12 protein-coding genes are annotated in these 14,288 nt (G+C 64.5%); 7 read left to right on the plus strand and 5 right to left on the minus strand.

The genetic code is table 11. The features are described 5' to 3' along the window. Nucleotides 1-79: 79 nt before the first annotated feature. The 4 genes from mutT to DFR52_RS18320 all read right to left on the minus strand — a co-directional run bounded on the left by mutT (nucleotide 80) and on the right by DFR52_RS18320 (nucleotide 3,471). Nucleotides 80-493 carry an 8-oxo-dGTP diphosphatase MutT gene (gene mutT / locus DFR52_RS18305; protein ID WP_110033471.1) on the minus strand — a complete coding sequence of 138 codons (414 nt, stop codon included), beginning with the start codon at nucleotides 491-493 and terminating at the stop codon, nucleotides 80-82. After that, on the minus strand, nucleotides 490-1,302 hold the full coding sequence (locus DFR52_RS18310) for a GNAT family N-acetyltransferase (protein WP_170132310.1): 813 nt from the start codon (nucleotides 1,300-1,302) through the stop codon (nucleotides 490-492). The genes mutT and DFR52_RS18310 overlap by 4 nt, the downstream gene beginning before the upstream one ends. Nucleotides 1,303-1,304: 2 nt before the next feature. Continuing rightward, a complete protein-coding gene (argJ, locus tag DFR52_RS18315) occupies nucleotides 1,305-2,546 on the minus strand; it encodes a bifunctional glutamate N-acetyltransferase/amino-acid acetyltransferase ArgJ (protein ID WP_110033472.1) in 1,242 nt (413 codons plus the stop codon). A 73-nt stretch (nucleotides 2,547-2,619) separates the two neighbouring features. Beyond that, a complete protein-coding gene (locus DFR52_RS18320; RefSeq protein WP_110033473.1) occupies nucleotides 2,620-3,471 on the minus strand; it encodes a peptidylprolyl isomerase in 852 nt (283 codons plus the stop codon). A 253-nt stretch (nucleotides 3,472-3,724) separates the two neighbouring features. On the opposite strand from DFR52_RS18320, the gene secA reads away from it, so the two are divergent. The 4 genes from secA to DFR52_RS18340 all read left to right on the plus strand — a co-directional run bounded on the left by secA (nucleotide 3,725) and on the right by DFR52_RS18340 (nucleotide 10,103). Further along, nucleotides 3,725-6,448, plus strand: a complete 2,724-nt coding sequence (gene secA / locus DFR52_RS18325; RefSeq protein ID WP_110033474.1) for a preprotein translocase subunit SecA — start codon at nucleotides 3,725-3,727, stop codon at nucleotides 6,446-6,448. A gap of 113 nt (nucleotides 6,449-6,561) precedes the next feature. Then, nucleotides 6,562-7,272, plus strand: coding sequence for a class I SAM-dependent methyltransferase (locus DFR52_RS18330; protein WP_110033475.1), 711 nt, complete (start codon nucleotides 6,562-6,564; stop codon nucleotides 7,270-7,272). A gap of 134 nt (nucleotides 7,273-7,406) precedes the next feature. Further along, entirely contained in the window at nucleotides 7,407-8,828 is a 1,422-nt protein-coding gene (locus DFR52_RS18335) for a lipopolysaccharide biosynthesis protein (protein WP_110033476.1), read from the plus strand. Nucleotides 8,829-8,831: 3 nt separating this feature from the next. Further along, nucleotides 8,832-10,103, plus strand: a complete 1,272-nt coding sequence (locus DFR52_RS18340) for a GNAT family N-acetyltransferase (protein ID WP_110033477.1) — start codon at nucleotides 8,832-8,834, stop codon at nucleotides 10,101-10,103. Nucleotides 10,104-10,130: 27 nt separating this feature from the next. Here DFR52_RS18340 and DFR52_RS18345 read toward each other — a convergent pair whose 3' ends face one another. Then, nucleotides 10,131-11,771 carry an AMP-binding protein gene (locus tag DFR52_RS18345; protein WP_425351223.1) on the minus strand — a complete coding sequence of 547 codons (1,641 nt, stop codon included), beginning with the start codon at nucleotides 11,769-11,771 and terminating at the stop codon, nucleotides 10,131-10,133. Nucleotides 11,772-11,973: 202 nt separating this feature from the next. Between DFR52_RS18345 and denD the strand changes: the two genes are divergently transcribed. Genes denD through DFR52_RS18360 form a run of 3 tightly spaced genes read left to right on the plus strand, consistent with a single transcriptional unit; the run spans nucleotide 11,974 to nucleotide 14,086 of the window. Next, complete coding sequence (gene denD / locus DFR52_RS18350) at nucleotides 11,974-12,954, plus strand: D-erythronate dehydrogenase (protein ID WP_110033776.1); 981 nt, start codon at nucleotides 11,974-11,976, stop codon at nucleotides 12,952-12,954. 26 nt (nucleotides 12,955-12,980) lie between these two features. Further along, nucleotides 12,981-13,757, plus strand: coding sequence for a hydroxypyruvate isomerase family protein (locus DFR52_RS18355; RefSeq protein ID WP_110033479.1), 777 nt, complete (start codon nucleotides 12,981-12,983; stop codon nucleotides 13,755-13,757). 38 nt (nucleotides 13,758-13,795) lie between these two features. Next, a complete protein-coding gene (locus DFR52_RS18360) occupies nucleotides 13,796-14,086 on the plus strand; it encodes a DUF6522 family protein (protein WP_110033480.1) in 291 nt (96 codons plus the stop codon). Nucleotides 14,087-14,288 lie beyond the last annotated feature (202 nt).

Raw genomic sequence — 14,288 nt, forward strand, 5'->3', positions numbered from 1 at the left:
TGCCTCAAGTGCATTGACGGAGGATTAACGCTAATGGAGGATTGCTGCCGATTGTGTCGGTCGTACCGCAATGGGGCAGTCAGAGCAGATCGACGAGATGGGCGATGAGCGGTTCGTCTGCGGGGGGCATGGGGTACGACCGCAGGTCCCTCGGCCGGACCCATTTCAGGGCCTGGCCTTCGCGGCCCTGCGGCTGGCCTTCATAGCGGCGGCAGATGAACAGCGGCATCAGCAGGTGAAAATCATCATAGCTGTGGCTGGCGAATGTCAGCGGCGCCAGACACGCCACCTGCGTGACGATGCCGAGTTCCTCCTCGAGCTCGCGGATCAGGGCAAGTTCTGGGGTCTCGCCGGCCTCGACCTTTCCGCCGGGAAACTCCCACAATCCGGCGAGGCTCTTGCCAGTGGGGCGTTGGGCCAGCAGCACCCGCCCGTCGGCATCCACCAGCGCGCAGGCAGAAACCAGCAGCAGGCGTCTTTGAGCCCCGTTCATCCGTGCCCCGGCTTCTGCCGATAGGCATAGCGGTAGACCTCCTGGAAGCCGAGCGCGGCATAGAGACCGATGGCAGCCGGGTTGTGGCTCTCCACCTGCAGCCAGGCCTTTTCGGCGCCGCGGTGGCGCGCCCACCGGAGAGCGGCACGCACCACGTCGCGGCCGTACCCGCCGCGGCGCTTGTCGGCTCGGGTGGCCAGCTCGAAGAGCCCGGCCATGTCGTTGTCATGCACGCAAAGCGCAGTGGAAACCGGCCCGGACAGTCCGTCCTCGATGACGAACAGGCCACTGGGCGGCCGGATCGAACTCAAAACTTCCGTCAGCCCTGCCTTCAGCGCGGTGTCGCGTCCGTGCACCGCGATGGATGCGTCGACATAGCGGCCGATATCCCTCATCGGCAGGTGATCCATGCCGCCATCGATATCGAGATCGGCGATTGCGCCCGCCATGACGATGGTTTCGTCGAACCGGCGCCAGCCCCGGGCATCGAGGAATGCCTCAAGCTGCGGCGGCGCCAGCGGAGATTGGCGGAACACCAGCGGCCGGTCATAGGCGCCGAAGCGCCGTGCCGCACGCTCGACGCGATTCTCGATATCGAGATGATCGGAGGGGTCGAGCGGATTGACGGAATTGAGCCGCTTGGACGGGTGGCCGGCCGTCAGCCGGATCTGCCAGCTGCCGTCATATTGGATGGAAGCCGCGGGCCAGGCCCGAAAGCCGACAGCTTCAAGCCGCCTGACACTTGCAAGATTGGGCATGATGGCGTCGGCTTCCTTGCTCTTGGCCTTGCTGGCGGGCCCGGTGGCCATGGTCAGCTCCGGTAATCGCCATTGATCTCCACATAGGCCTTCGTCAGGTCGCAAGTCCAGACCCGCGCCTTGCCGCTGCCGATGCCGAGATCGACCCGGATCGAGATCTCGTCCCTTTTCATCACGTCGCTGGCCTCGGCTTCGCTGTAGTCGGGATCGCGCTCGCCCGCCACGGCGACACGAACGTCACCGAACCAGATCGCCAGCTTGTCGCGCTCGGCCCTTTCCCCGGCCTTGCCGACAGCCATGACGACCCGGCCCCAATTGGCGTCTTCGCCGGCAATCGCGGTCTTGACCAGCGGCGAATTTGCAATCGAGCGAGCAATCCTGCCAGCCGCCTTGGCGGAGGCGGCGCCGGTGACGGTGATCTCCACCTGTTTGCGCGCGCCCTCGCCATCGCGCACGATCTGCAGCGCCAGGTCCTGCATCAGGTCTGCCAGCGCCTTGACAAATCCGCGGGCTCGCGGATCGCTCGCCAGGGCGATCTCGCCCGCGCCGCGATCGGCCGCCGCGCCCGTGGCGAACAACAGCAACGTGTCCGAGGTCGAGGTGTCGCTGTCCACCGTGACGGCATTGAAGGTGCCGCCCACATGACGCGACAGCATCGACTGCAGTGCGGCCGAAGCTATCGGCGCGTCGGTAACGATGAATGAAAGCATGGTTGCCATGTCGGGCGCGATCATGCCCGCCCCCTTGGCCATGCCGTTGATGACGACCTCGACGTCGTCAATCCGGGCGCTGCGAGTGGCGACCTTCGGGTAGGTGTCGGTGGTCATGATCGCATGCGCGGCATCCATCCAGCGATCGCCGGCGGCCGATTTCGCCATGGCATCGAGGACACCGGAGAACTTGCCGGCATCCAGCGGCTCGCCGATCACGCCGGTGGAGGCCAGAAACACCTCCGCCTCCTCGCACCCCACGGCCCGTGCAGCCGAGGCAGCGGTCAGTTCGGTGGCGAGCCGGCCCTTGATGCCGGTGAAGGCATTGGCATTGCCGGAATTCACCACCAAGGCGCGCGCCGTGCCGAGCGGAAGGTTGGCGCGGCAGAAATCCACCGGCGCCGATGGACATTTCGAGGTGGTGAAGACCCCCGCAACCTGTGCCGGCCTGTCGAACACCATCATCATCACGTCGGTGCGGTTCTTGTACTTGATGCCGGCGGAGGCGGTCTCGATTCGGACTCCGTCCACGGGCGGCAGGTTGGCATAGCTCTTCGGAGCCAGGGGTGAGATCTCGGTCGACATTGGCCGTTCCTTTGGCAAGCGTGCCTTCTGGTGGACGGGACCACCGCCCCGCCCCTTGGTTGTGTTGACAGGCTCAGGGCTGCTTGTTGACCGCCTCGTAGGCTGCCTTCAGCGCCGGATCAATGACCTCGATCTCGGTGTCTTCACGCGCGCCGGTGATGACCTCCGCGTAGCGCTCCCGCAACAGCACCTGCCGGACCTGATCCTTGACCTTGTCGAACGCAGGTGGAGCAGCGTCGCGGCGATCCTCGACCTTGATTACATGCCAGCCGAACTGGGTCTTGACCGGTTCCTTCGAATACCCGCCCTTCTTCATGGCGAAAGCGACGGCTTCGAATTCCGGCACCATCGAGCCCTTGGCGAAATAATCGAGGTCGCCGCCGTTTGCGGCGCTCGGGCCGGTCGACTTTTCCTTGGCCAGCTCGGCGAAGTCCTTGCCTGCGTCAAGTTCCGCGATCACCGCCCTGGCTTCGTCCTCGGTCGCCACGAGAATGTGACGGGCATGGATTTCCTCTTCCGCTGGCGTGGCTGCGACTTCCTTGTCATAGCGCGCCTTGATGTCGTCTTCGGTGATCGGATCGATGACATTGGCCTTGAAATAGGCATTGTGCAGTGTCCGGTCGCGCAGAAACGACATCTGCCGCTTGAAGCTCTCCTCTTCGTCGAGCTTGGCGGCTTCGGCCTTGCGCGCCAACGTCTCGATGTCGATGACGGCCGAGAGCGCCGCGAGCCGGCGCTGTTCGGCCGGCAGTTTGTCGAATTGCGGATCCAGGTCACCTTCCGCATAGGTGAGCTCGGAGGCATGAATATCCTTGCCCGCGACCTTCGCCACCACCGGATCGGCATCGTCGGCAGCAAGGCCTGCGCCCGGCGAAAGGGCAACGCTGGCGAGAAGCAGGGCGGCGAACAGGGTGGTGTGGCGCATGGAGGAACCTTTCTGAATGGGGTGAGTCAATCATGATCGCGGAGCGAGATCGCTGATCATGATGGTCTAAGACGGCACGCAGCCGCCGTTGACATCGCACAACCCCCCTCTTATCTGTCAGCCAACCGTCCGTCCAGACCGCTTTCGCCCGCGAAAGCCGCCTGGGCGGCGCCTTCAAAACGGGGTGTCGGCTACGTTGACGGCGTATGCCACCTGCTCCGCCGTCAGCGCAGCCTTGAGAAAGGACCATTGTATGGTCAAGTTCGGCAGTATTGCCCGCAAGATTTTCGGCTCGTCCAATGAGCGCCGCATCCGCGGTTACGCCCCGAAAGTTGCAGCCATCAACGCGCTCGAGCCGGAGACACGGGCGCTTTCCGATGAGGATCTGGCGGCACGCACCGTGCAGTTCCGCGAGCAGTTGGCGGCAGGCACGAAGATCGACGATCTCCTGGTCCCCGCCTTTGCGGTCGTGCGCGAGGCCGCGCGCCGCGCCATCGGGCTGCGGCCATTTGACGTCCAGCTGATCGGCGGCATGATCCTGAATGAAAATGCCATTGCCGAGATGAAGACCGGCGAAGGCAAGACCCTGGTGGCGACCCTGGCGGTCTATCTCAATGCCCTGTCGGGCAAGGGCGTGCATGTCGTCACCGTCAACGACTACCTTGCCAGCCGCGACGCCGAATGGATGGCGCGGATCTACAGCTTCCTCGGCATGACCACCGGGGTGATCGTACACGGGCTCGACGACGACGCGCGCCGTGCCGCCTATGCCTGCGACATCACCTACGCCACCAACAACGAACTCGGTTTCGACTATCTGCGCGACAATATGAAGTTCGAGCGGGCCCAGATGGTCCAGCGCGGCCACCACTATGCGATCGTCGACGAAGTCGACTCGATCCTGGTCGACGAAGCCCGCACGCCGCTGATCATCTCTGGTCCGCTTGACGACCGCTCGGAGCTGTACAACACCATCGACGCATTCATTCCGATGCTGTCGGAGGAAGATTACGAGATCGATGAAAAGCAGCGCTCGGCCACCTTCACCGAGGTCGGCACGGAGAAGCTCGAGAAGCTGCTCAACGAGGCAGGTCTGCTCAAGGGCGAATCGCTCTATGACGTCGAGAACGTCGCCATTGTCCACCACATCAACAACGCCCTCAAGGCCCATCGGCTGTTCACCCGCGACAAGGACTACATCGTCCGCAACAACGAAATCGTCATCATCGATGAATTCACCGGCCGCATGATGCCGGGCCGTCGCTATTCTGAAGGCCAGCATCAGGCGCTCGAAGCCAAGGAGCATGTGCCGATCCAGCCCGAGAACCAGACGCTGGCATCGATCACCTTCCAGAACTATTTTCGAATGTACGACAAGCTCGGCGGCATGACCGGCACGGCTTCGACCGAAGCAGAGGAGTTCGGCAACATCTACGGTCTCGATGTCGTCGAGGTGCCCACCAACGTGCCGATCGCGCGCATCGACGAGGACGACGAGGTCTACCGCACCGTCGAGGAGAAATATCAGGCCATCGTCGACGACATCCGCCAGGCGCGCGAGCGCAACCAGCCGGTGCTGGTCGGGACCACCTCCATCGAGAAATCCGAGTTGTTGGCCGAGCTGCTGCGCAAGTCGGGCATCGAGGGCTTCCAGGTCCTCAACGCCCGCTACCACGAGCAGGAGGCCTACATCGTCTCCCAGGCCGGCGTCCCGGGCGCAGTCACCATCGCCACCAACATGGCCGGCCGCGGCACTGACATCCAGCTCGGCGGCAACGCCGACATGCGCGTTGCAGCCGAATTGGCTGATGTTCCGGCGGGTCCCGAGCGCGTTGCCCGCGAAGCCCAGATCCGCGCCGAAATCCAGAAGCTCAAGGACGAGGCGCTTGCCGCCGGCGGCCTCTACGTTCTGGCAACCGAACGCCATGAAAGCCGCCGCATCGACAACCAGCTGCGTGGCCGCTCCGGCCGCCAGGGCGACCCCGGCCGCTCGAAATTCTTCCTGTCGCTGCAGGACGACCTCATGCGCATCTTCGGCTCCGAGCGCATGGACGGCATGCTCAAGACCCTGGGTCTCAAGGAAGGCGAGTCCATCGTCCATCCCTGGATCAACAAGGCGCTCGAGCGCGCGCAGAAGAAGGTCGAGGGACGCAACTTCGATATCCGCAAGAATCTCCTGAAATTCGATGACGTGATGAACGACCAGCGCAAGGTCATCTTCGAGCAGCGCATCGAGCTGATGGAAGCCGAGTCGATTTCCGAGACCGTTGCCGACATGCGCCAGGAAGTCATCGACAATCTGGTGACGCTGAGCATTCCCGAACGGGCCTATGCCGAGCAGTGGAACGTGGCCGACCTGAAGAAGGGCGTCCAGCAGTATCTCAATCTTGATCTTCCGATCGAGGAATGGGCCGCGGAAGAGGGCATTGCAGAGGACGACATCCGCGAGCGCATCACCCAGGCCGCCAATCAGGCGGCGGCGGAACGGGCCGAGCGCTTCGGCCCCGACGTGATGACCTATGTGGAAAAATCGCTGGTTCTCCAGACGCTGGACCATCTCTGGCGGGAACAGCTGGTCAATCTTGATCACCTTCGCTCGGTGGTCGGCTTCCGTGGCTACGCCCAGCGCGATCCGCTGCAGGAATACAAGGCGGAGGCCTTCGAGCTGTTTCAGGCCCTGCTTGCCAATCTCCGCCAGGCGGTGATGGCGCAGCTGTCGCGGGTCGAGATCGTGCGCGAGGCCGCCGAGGCGCCCGAGCCGCAACTCCCCCCGCAGATGGCCGCCCATCATGTGGACGCAAGCACAGGCGAGGACGAGTTCGAGCCCGGACTCCTGTCCGCGGACACGCGGATCGTGGCACCTGAAGACCGCAACCCGGACGATCCGTCGACCTGGGGCAAGGTCGGTCGCAACGAGCCTTGCCCTTGTGGCTCGGGCAAGAAGTTCAAGCACTGCCACGGCGTCCTGGAGGCCTGAGCCGATCATTGCGTTGCAGCTGCGGGATGGGTCCATCGTGGACGGATGCGGCGGTCCTGGCTGAGGCCTGAGCGGCCGGCGCAACGCGCCGACCCGCGCTCCGGGGGGAATAGATGCGCGGAAGCCATGCGCTGGATTACGAGCGGAACCAGGCCTTCAACGGGCTGGTGCGCTATCTCCATTCCATCCGGTACGGATATCTGATCGAAGCCATCGCCGCCATAGACCGCGGCGAAACATTGCGGATCGTCGACATCGGCTGCGCCCATGCCAAGGCCTTTGCGGTGCTCGATGCGCGTTTCGCCATCGAGTACACCGGCATTGAGATCGATCCCGAATTCTGTCGGATGGCGCGGCAGAGATATGCCGGTTCATCGAACTTCCGCATCATCGAAGGCTCTGCGGAGGACCATCCCGAGCCGCTCGCGGGTTCCGATGCCGTTCTTGCTCTGGAAACCCTGGAGCATGTCGGTGACGACAAGGTCACCGCGCTTCTGGACAGCATCCGCGCCGCCCGGCCGCAGCTGTTCATGTGTTCTGTGCCCAATGAGATCGGGCCGGCCCTGCTGATCAAGAATCTCGGATCGTGGGCGACGGGTTACATGCGGCATCGGGAGTACAGCCGGAGGGAAGCCTGGAATGCCGCCCGCGATCGGCTGGAGCGGCTGCCTCCACACGGGGTGCAGCACAAGGGCTTTGACTGGCGCTGGCTCGCCCATACCCTGCGCCAGCGCTTCATCATCGACCGGGTGCTCTGCTCGCCTTTTCGATGGTTGCCACGCTCGCTGTCCTTCACGCTCGTGTTCCTCTGCAGGCCGCGCTGAAACAGCAGGGTCGCCGCTTTGCCGGCTCATTCCGCTTGTCTTTGAATCGGCGGCATTATCACCCGAACCGTTTTTTAACGTCACCGTGCCATCATGCGGGCTCACGAGGTCTTTGAACCGGATCCGCCTGCCCCATGGCATTGATCGAGACAGCAGGAAGAGTGCTCCCGCCGCGCACCGTCGAGTGGCTGGCGATGCTTGTCCGGCAGTTGGCTGAGGTCATCCGGGGTGAGGATGAAACCGCGGCCGCCCAGCGCATGGCGCTGATCGCCTTCGGCATCCGCGTTGTCAGCGCGGCCATCGCATTTGCCTCGCAGATCGTGCTCGCCCGCCTGATGGGCGACTTCGAATACGGCATATTCGTATTCGTCTGGGTGCTGGCGGTCATACTGGGCAATCTTTCCTGCCTTGGCTTCCATACCGCCGTCATCCGGTTCCTGCCGCAATACCGCGCTGAGGGTGCGGATGACGCAATCCGCGGCCTTGCCGTCACGGCGCGGATCTTTGCCCTCCTGTCAGCAACACTGATAGCCGCCACGGGCATTGCGGCGCTTTACCTGCTCGGCGACCGCATCGAGAACTACTATGTGACGCCGCTGTTCATCGGCGCCTTCGCTCTGCCGATGATCGCGCTCGGCGACGTGCTGGATGGCACCGCGCGCGCCAATGGCTGGGCTGTGTACGCCCTCAGCCCCACCTATATCGTTCGACCGTTGCTGATCCTGATCTTCGTCGTCGGCGCCATGATGCTCGGCCTTCACACGGATGCCCGCACCGCACTGCTCGCCACGCTCGCCGCCGCCTATCTGACCACCGTCGTGCAATTCGTCGTGATCACCCGCAAGCTGTCTCGCCGATTTATGGCGGGGGCGCTGAAGATCCATTTTCGCACCTGGATCGTGGTCGCGCTTCCGATCTTCCTGATCGAAGGCTTCTATTTCATGCTGACCAATGCCGACGTGATCATCGTCGGTTTCTACCTGCCGCCTGAAAAGGTCGCTGTCTACTTCGCCGCCGCCAAGACCATGGCCCTGGTTCATTTCGTCTTTTTTGCCGTCAAGGCGGCGGCCGCGCCCCGATTCTCGAGCCTCGTCTCGGACGGCGACGCGCCCGGCCTGGCGAAGTTCGCCCGCCAGGCCGTGCACTGGACCTTCTGGCCCTCGCTCGCCGTCGGCACCGCGGTGATTGCCGCCGGTCCCTTCCTGCTGTCGCTGTTCGGCCCACATTTCGGAGACGGCCACCCGGTCATGATCATCCTGCTGGCCGGCATCATCGCCAAGGCCACGGTCGGCCCCGGAGAAGTGCTTCTGACCATGGTCGGCGAGCAGAAGATCTGCGCAGCCATCTATGCCGGCGCGCTCGCGGCCAATATTGGCCTCAATGTCCTGCTGATTCCGATCTATGGCATCGCCGGCGCCGCATTCGCCACGATGGGCGCGATGATGATCGAGGCCCTGCTGCTGCATCTGATCGTCCGGCGCCGTCTTGGCATTCTGCTGTTCATCGGCGCCCGGTCGCCCGGCACGCCGGTCGATGGCCGGACCAGGGTGGGATAGACCATGTCCAATCCCATCGTTCAGGATAGCGTCGGCAGCCAGGCCAATGCGCTCATCGGTGAATTCGCCCATCTGGAGGCGGAGCGCCCGCTGGCCGAGCAGGACATCCGGGTCGGGGCCGGGCACCGTCATCTGGCGCTCTATTCGGGACGTTCCGGCTACGGCCTGCAGGAGGAGCTTGACTACCTGACCAACCGCGCCATGGAACCCAATGTGTTCTTCTCCGGCCGTTTCCTTGCCCCGGCGATGCCGCGGCTCGAGGATCGCCAGATCCGGCTGATGCTGATGCGCGACCAGACCGAGAAGTATTCGCGGATGCGGCTGCTCATGCCGTTCTCGATCGAGAAGCCGGGTTTTTCGGTCGGCGCCTCCATCATCCGGGTATGGTCCAACCCCTTCGGTCCCCTCGGCACGCCGCTGGTCGACGCGGAGGGTGCCGCCGAGACGCTCGACAACCTGCTGGAAGGCCTGGCACGTCCCGAGCTTGGCCTCCCCGGCATCCTCGTCATTCCCGACCTTCGGCTTGACGGGCCGGTCGCGAGTCTCCTGCGCGCCGTGGCGCTCGGCCGGAACCTTCCCGTCACCGACACCGACCGGGTCGAGCGGCCGATGCTCGAAAGCGCGCTCGATGCCGACGAGTACTTCTCCAGGGCGATTTCCCGGCACCATCGGCGCGAGATGCGGCGGCAATGGCGGCGGCTGTCGGAACAGGGCACGCTCGACTATCATGTCGCCCGTCAGCCTGCGGAAATCCGAGCCCAGCTCGAGGAGTTTCTGACCCTGGAGGACAGCGGCTGGAAAGGCCGCCGTCGCACCGCGATGGTCTCCGACCGGTATAGGGCCGCTTTCGCGCGCGAGGCCATCAACAGCCTGGCCGAGACCGACAGCGTCCGCATCCACAGCATCGCGCTCAACGGCGAGACGATCGCATCCATGGTGGTACTGATAACCGCGGGCGATGCCTACACATGGAAGACTGCCTATGACGAGACCTATGCCCGCTTCTCGCCCGGCAAGCTGTTGATGGACCGGCTCACGGAATGGCACCTCGATGATCTCAACATCCGCCGCACCGATTCCTGTGCTGCACCCGACCACCCGATCATGAGCCGGTTCTGGACCGAACGCGTCACCATGGGGACCTTGGTCATCGGGCTCTCGCAGAATCGCGACAGGGATGTCCGCCAGGTCGCCGCGCAGTTGCACATCTACCGCAACACCCGCAACATGGCCCGCATCCTGCGCGAGAAGATCCGCGGCCTCGCCCGCCGCTGAAACCCGCAAGCCCCGCGGCACCGAAACCTATCGGCCAGCTTCCGCCTCCTTGACTGCCCGCTGCCTGAGTTCGCGCCGGATCACTTTGCCCGTGGTGGTCAGCGGCAGGCTGTCGACGAAGCTTATCTCGCGCGGATACTCATGCGCCGACAACCGGGTCTTGACCCACTCGCGGATCCCTACCGTCATGGTTTCGTCGCCCCGCTGTCCCTCGACGAGTACCACATAGGCCTTGACGATCTCGGTGCGCAATGGATCCGGCTTGCCCACCACAGCCGCCAACGCCACTGCCGGATGCCCGGTCAGGCAGTCCTCGATCTCCGCCGGGCCGATGCGATAGCCCGAGGAGGTGATAACATCGTCGTCGCGGCCGAAGAAGGAAAAATAGCCGTCCGCATCGCGCACGCCCTGGTCGCCGGTCAGCAGCCAATCACCGATGAACTTCGACCGGGTGGCTTCCGCATTCTCCCAGTAGCCGATGAACATCACCGGATCGGGCCGCCTGATCGCGATCTGACCGGACACTCCATTCGCCACGGGATTGCCTTCATCATCGATGATCGCGACCTCGTGCCCGGCGACCGGCTTGCCGATGGCGCCCCCGCGGCTCACGCCGCTCGCCGCGCAGGACGACAGCACCAGATTGCATTCGGTCTGGCCATAGAACTCGTTGATCGTCAGGCCGAGTTCGCGCTTGGCCCAGTCGAAGGTGGACTGGCCCAGCGATTCGCCCCCCGAACCGATGGTCCGGAGATTGAGCGCGTGGCGGCTGCGCGGATCGGCCACTGTCCGCATGATGCGGAGCGCAGTGGGAGGGATGAAAGCATTGCGCACCTGCATCTCCGCCATGATCCGATAGGCCAGCTCGGGATCGAATTTCTGCGCCGGGGACGCCACCACGGGAACGCCGAGCAGCAGTCCCGGCAACAGCACGTTGAGCAGTCCCCCGGCCCAGGCCCAGTCGGCCGGCGTCCACAGGCGGTCGCCGGGCTGCGGCAGGAATTCGTGATGCGTCTGCACGCCGGGAATGTGGCCGATGAGCACCCTGTGGGCGTGCAGCGCGCCCTTGGGTGATCCCGTCGTGCCCGAGGTAAAGATCATCAGCGCCGGATCGTCGAGGCCGGCTTCGATGATGAGCGGGGCATCGTCCTGCCCGGTCTGCAGTGCCTCGAACCCGGCCTCACCTGCGTCCCCGCCGGTGACCACCACATGGTCAAGCGCCGGAGCGGTCTCGCGGATGACGGCAACCTTGTCGCGCCCGGACGGATTGGTGATGATCACGCTGGCGCCCGAAGCGCCCAGCCGGTGGCTGATGGCCTCGATGCCGAACAGCAGTGCCAGCGGCACGGCGATGGCACCGAGCTTGTAGATCGCCACATGGGCGATGGCCGTCTCAAATCCCTGCGGCAGCATGATCGCCACACGATCGCCCCGGCGGACGCCGAGCCGCCGCAGGCCGCGGGCGAGGCGGTTCGACCGCAGTGCCAGTTCACCATAGGTCAGAGATGTGTGCTGGCCGTCCAGGCTGAAATTCTGCAGGCAGATCCGATCGGGGTCCCGTGCTGCCCATTGGTCGGCCACGGCCGTGCCGATGTTGAAATCGGCGGGCAGATCCCACGCGAAATCGCGGATCTGCGCCGCATGGTCCTTGTTAGGTGAAAGCAGCAAGCCGCACTGTCTCCGTGGCTGGAAACTGGCGCACTCGCCGGTTTCGAAAATTTCGGTATCTCCGCACCGGACAGATATGACATAGTTTTGAGCCGGGCGGCGGACCCTAACAAACATGCCTGGATCTGGAAAGCCAGCCGCCTTGGCGCTGGCCGCGCCCGAAACAGTTGCCGATTCGACCGTGCCTCAAGGAGCATCCGACATGAACATCCTCATCATCGGCGCAGCCGGAATGCTCGGCCGCAAGCTGTCCGGGGCGCTGATTGACCGCGGCGAAATCCTCGGCAGGCGGATCGAATCTCTGGTGCTCGCCGATATCGTAGCGCCGGAAAGGCCGGACTTCTCCGGTCCAGTCGAGACCGTCGCAGCAGACCTCTCCATGCCGGGTGTCGCCGAGACGGTGATCGCCTCGCGGCCTGACCTGATCTTCCATCTCGCCGCCATAGTGTCGGGCGAGGCCGAAGCCGATTTCGAGAAGGGCTATCGGATCAATCTCGACGGCACCCGGATGCTCTTCGAGGCAGTGCGTCTGGCGTCCCGAAACCAGGCCTATTGCCCGAAATTGGTCTTCACCTCCTCCATCGCCGTCTTCGGCGAACCGTTGCCTGCCATCATCGGCGACGACCAGATCCTCACCCCGCTGACCAGCTACGGCACGCAGAAGGCGATCGATGAATTGCTGCTCGCCGACTACTCCCGGCGCGGCTTCCTCGACGGTGTCGGCATCCGCCTGCCGACGATTTCGGTTCGCCCCGGCAAGCCCAACAAGGCGGCTTCGGGCTTCTTTTCGGGCATCCTGCGCGAACCTTTGGTCGGCCTGGAAGCGGTGCTGCCGGTTGGCGACGACGTGCGGCACTGGTTTGCCAGCCCGCGCGCGGCGATCGGCTTCCTGCTGCATGCGGCGGAGCTCGACACCGGCAGGCTCGGCGCCCGCCGCAACCTGACCATGCCCGGTCTGTCGACGACGGTGGGCGGGCAGATCGAGGCGCTGCGACGAATCGCAGGCGACAAGGCCGTCGCGCTGATCCGCCGCGAGCCCGACGCCACCATCGGCCCCATCATCTCGGGGTGGCCGAAGAACTTCGATGCGCGCCGCGCTACCGAACTTGGATTCGTCGGCGAACAGAGCTTCGACGACATCATCCGGGTGCACATCGAGGACGAACTCGGCGGCAGCATCTGACGCCCTCCCCCAAATGGATACAAGCGATGCCGAAATTTTCAGCCAATCTGGGCTTTCTCTGGAGAGAGCTGCCGCTGCTCGACCGCATCACTGCAGCTGGCCGCGCCGGATTCCGCGCCGTCGAATTGCATGGACCCTATGACACCGACGCGGCGCTGGTGCGTGCGGCCTGCGAGGCAAACGCCGTGACGCTTGTCAGCATCAATGCGCCCCATGGCGACGGAGCAAAGGGCGATTTCGGCCTGGGCGCATTGCAAGGCCGCCGCGACGACTTCAAAGCCTCCATCGAGCAGGCCCTGGCCTATGCGCGAGCCGCAGGCGCTTCCGCCGTTCACGTCCTGGCGGGCATCGTCGCCGAAGCGGAAAAGCCGCGCGCGAGGGAGATCTTTGAAGACAACCTGGCCTGGGCGGCGCTTCAGGCGCCCGACCTGACACTGCTGCTCGAACCCATCAACCAGCGCGACGCGCCCGGCTATTTCCACTCCACCACCACCGAGGTGGTGTCGTTGATCGGGACAGTCGGCGCGCCAAATTTGCGGCTTCTTTTCGACGTCTACCATGCCGCCATCGGCGAGGGGGACATCCTCACCCGGCTTGAAAGGCTGATGCCGGTCATCGGCCATGTGCAGATCGCCGCTGTCCCCAGTCGCGCCGAGCCTGACGAGGGCGAGATCGCCTATCCGGCGATCTTCGATGCGCTCGATCGCCACGGCTATGCCGGGTGGGTCGGATGCGAGTACCGGCCCCGCGCCGGAACCGATGCCGGCCTCGGCTGGGTCGACCGCCTGGGCGTCAGGCTCTGACCCAGATATTTGTCGGCACAGCGGCAGGAGGAGAAAAGATGAACCAGATCCGCTTCGAAGACGGCGGTTTTGAGATCGACGCCGGGCTCATCGCCGAGGGGCTCGGCATCAATGAAGCGGGGCTGCAGGCGGGCATGCACGACGGCTCCATCACCAGCCTCACGGAAAAGGGCGTGGGCGACGACGATGGTCGCTATCGGCTGACATTCTTCTCGCCGAGCCGGCGGTTCCGCCTGCTCGTTGATGGTTCGGGGACCGTGCTGCAACGCTCGACGATCGATTTCGGCGACCGGCCGCTTCCCGCTTCCGCCCGCCGCCCAGGCGGCTGACGGCGGATCGAAGCTGGGGCAGGCGCCGCCTCGACCGCGCTGTCCCCGGTGCGGGTCCGCGAAGCCGAGTGCTGCGCGCCAACGGTCACGGGACCCGTCGGATGCCGTCCGCCGTGCGCCGTGGCAGTGCCGAAAAGCGGGCGACGTCACCCGGATTGACTTGCCTGTCACAATTGCGCGGTCTATCCCGGAAGGGTATCCG

It is taken from the genome of Hoeflea marina, from assembly GCF_003182275.1.
GTDB classification, from domain to species: domain Bacteria; phylum Pseudomonadota; class Alphaproteobacteria; order Rhizobiales; family Rhizobiaceae; genus Hoeflea; species Hoeflea marina.

Coding starts and splice junctions, on each gene's coding strand:
- mutT (WP_110033471.1), bottom strand. CDS start 493: ATGAACGGGGCTCAAAGACGCCTGCTGCTGGTTTCTGCCTGCGCGCTG.
- DFR52_RS18310 (WP_170132310.1), bottom strand. CDS start 1,302: ATGGCCACCGGGCCCGCCAGCAAGGCCAAGAGCAAGGAAGCCGACGCC.
- argJ (WP_110033472.1), bottom strand. CDS start 2,546: ATGTCGACCGAGATCTCACCCCTGGCTCCGAAGAGCTATGCCAACCTG.
- DFR52_RS18320 (WP_110033473.1), bottom strand. CDS start 3,471: ATGCGCCACACCACCCTGTTCGCCGCCCTGCTTCTCGCCAGCGTTGCC.
- secA (WP_110033474.1), top strand. CDS start 3,725: ATGGTCAAGTTCGGCAGTATTGCCCGCAAGATTTTCGGCTCGTCCAAT.
- DFR52_RS18330 (WP_110033475.1), top strand. CDS start 6,562: ATGCGCGGAAGCCATGCGCTGGATTACGAGCGGAACCAGGCCTTCAAC.
- DFR52_RS18335 (WP_110033476.1), top strand. CDS start 7,407: ATGGCATTGATCGAGACAGCAGGAAGAGTGCTCCCGCCGCGCACCGTC.
- DFR52_RS18340 (WP_110033477.1), top strand. CDS start 8,832: ATGTCCAATCCCATCGTTCAGGATAGCGTCGGCAGCCAGGCCAATGCG.
- denD (WP_110033776.1), top strand. CDS start 11,974: ATGAACATCCTCATCATCGGCGCAGCCGGAATGCTCGGCCGCAAGCTG.
- DFR52_RS18355 (WP_110033479.1), top strand. CDS start 12,981: ATGCCGAAATTTTCAGCCAATCTGGGCTTTCTCTGGAGAGAGCTGCCG.
- DFR52_RS18360 (WP_110033480.1), top strand. CDS start 13,796: ATGAACCAGATCCGCTTCGAAGACGGCGGTTTTGAGATCGACGCCGGG.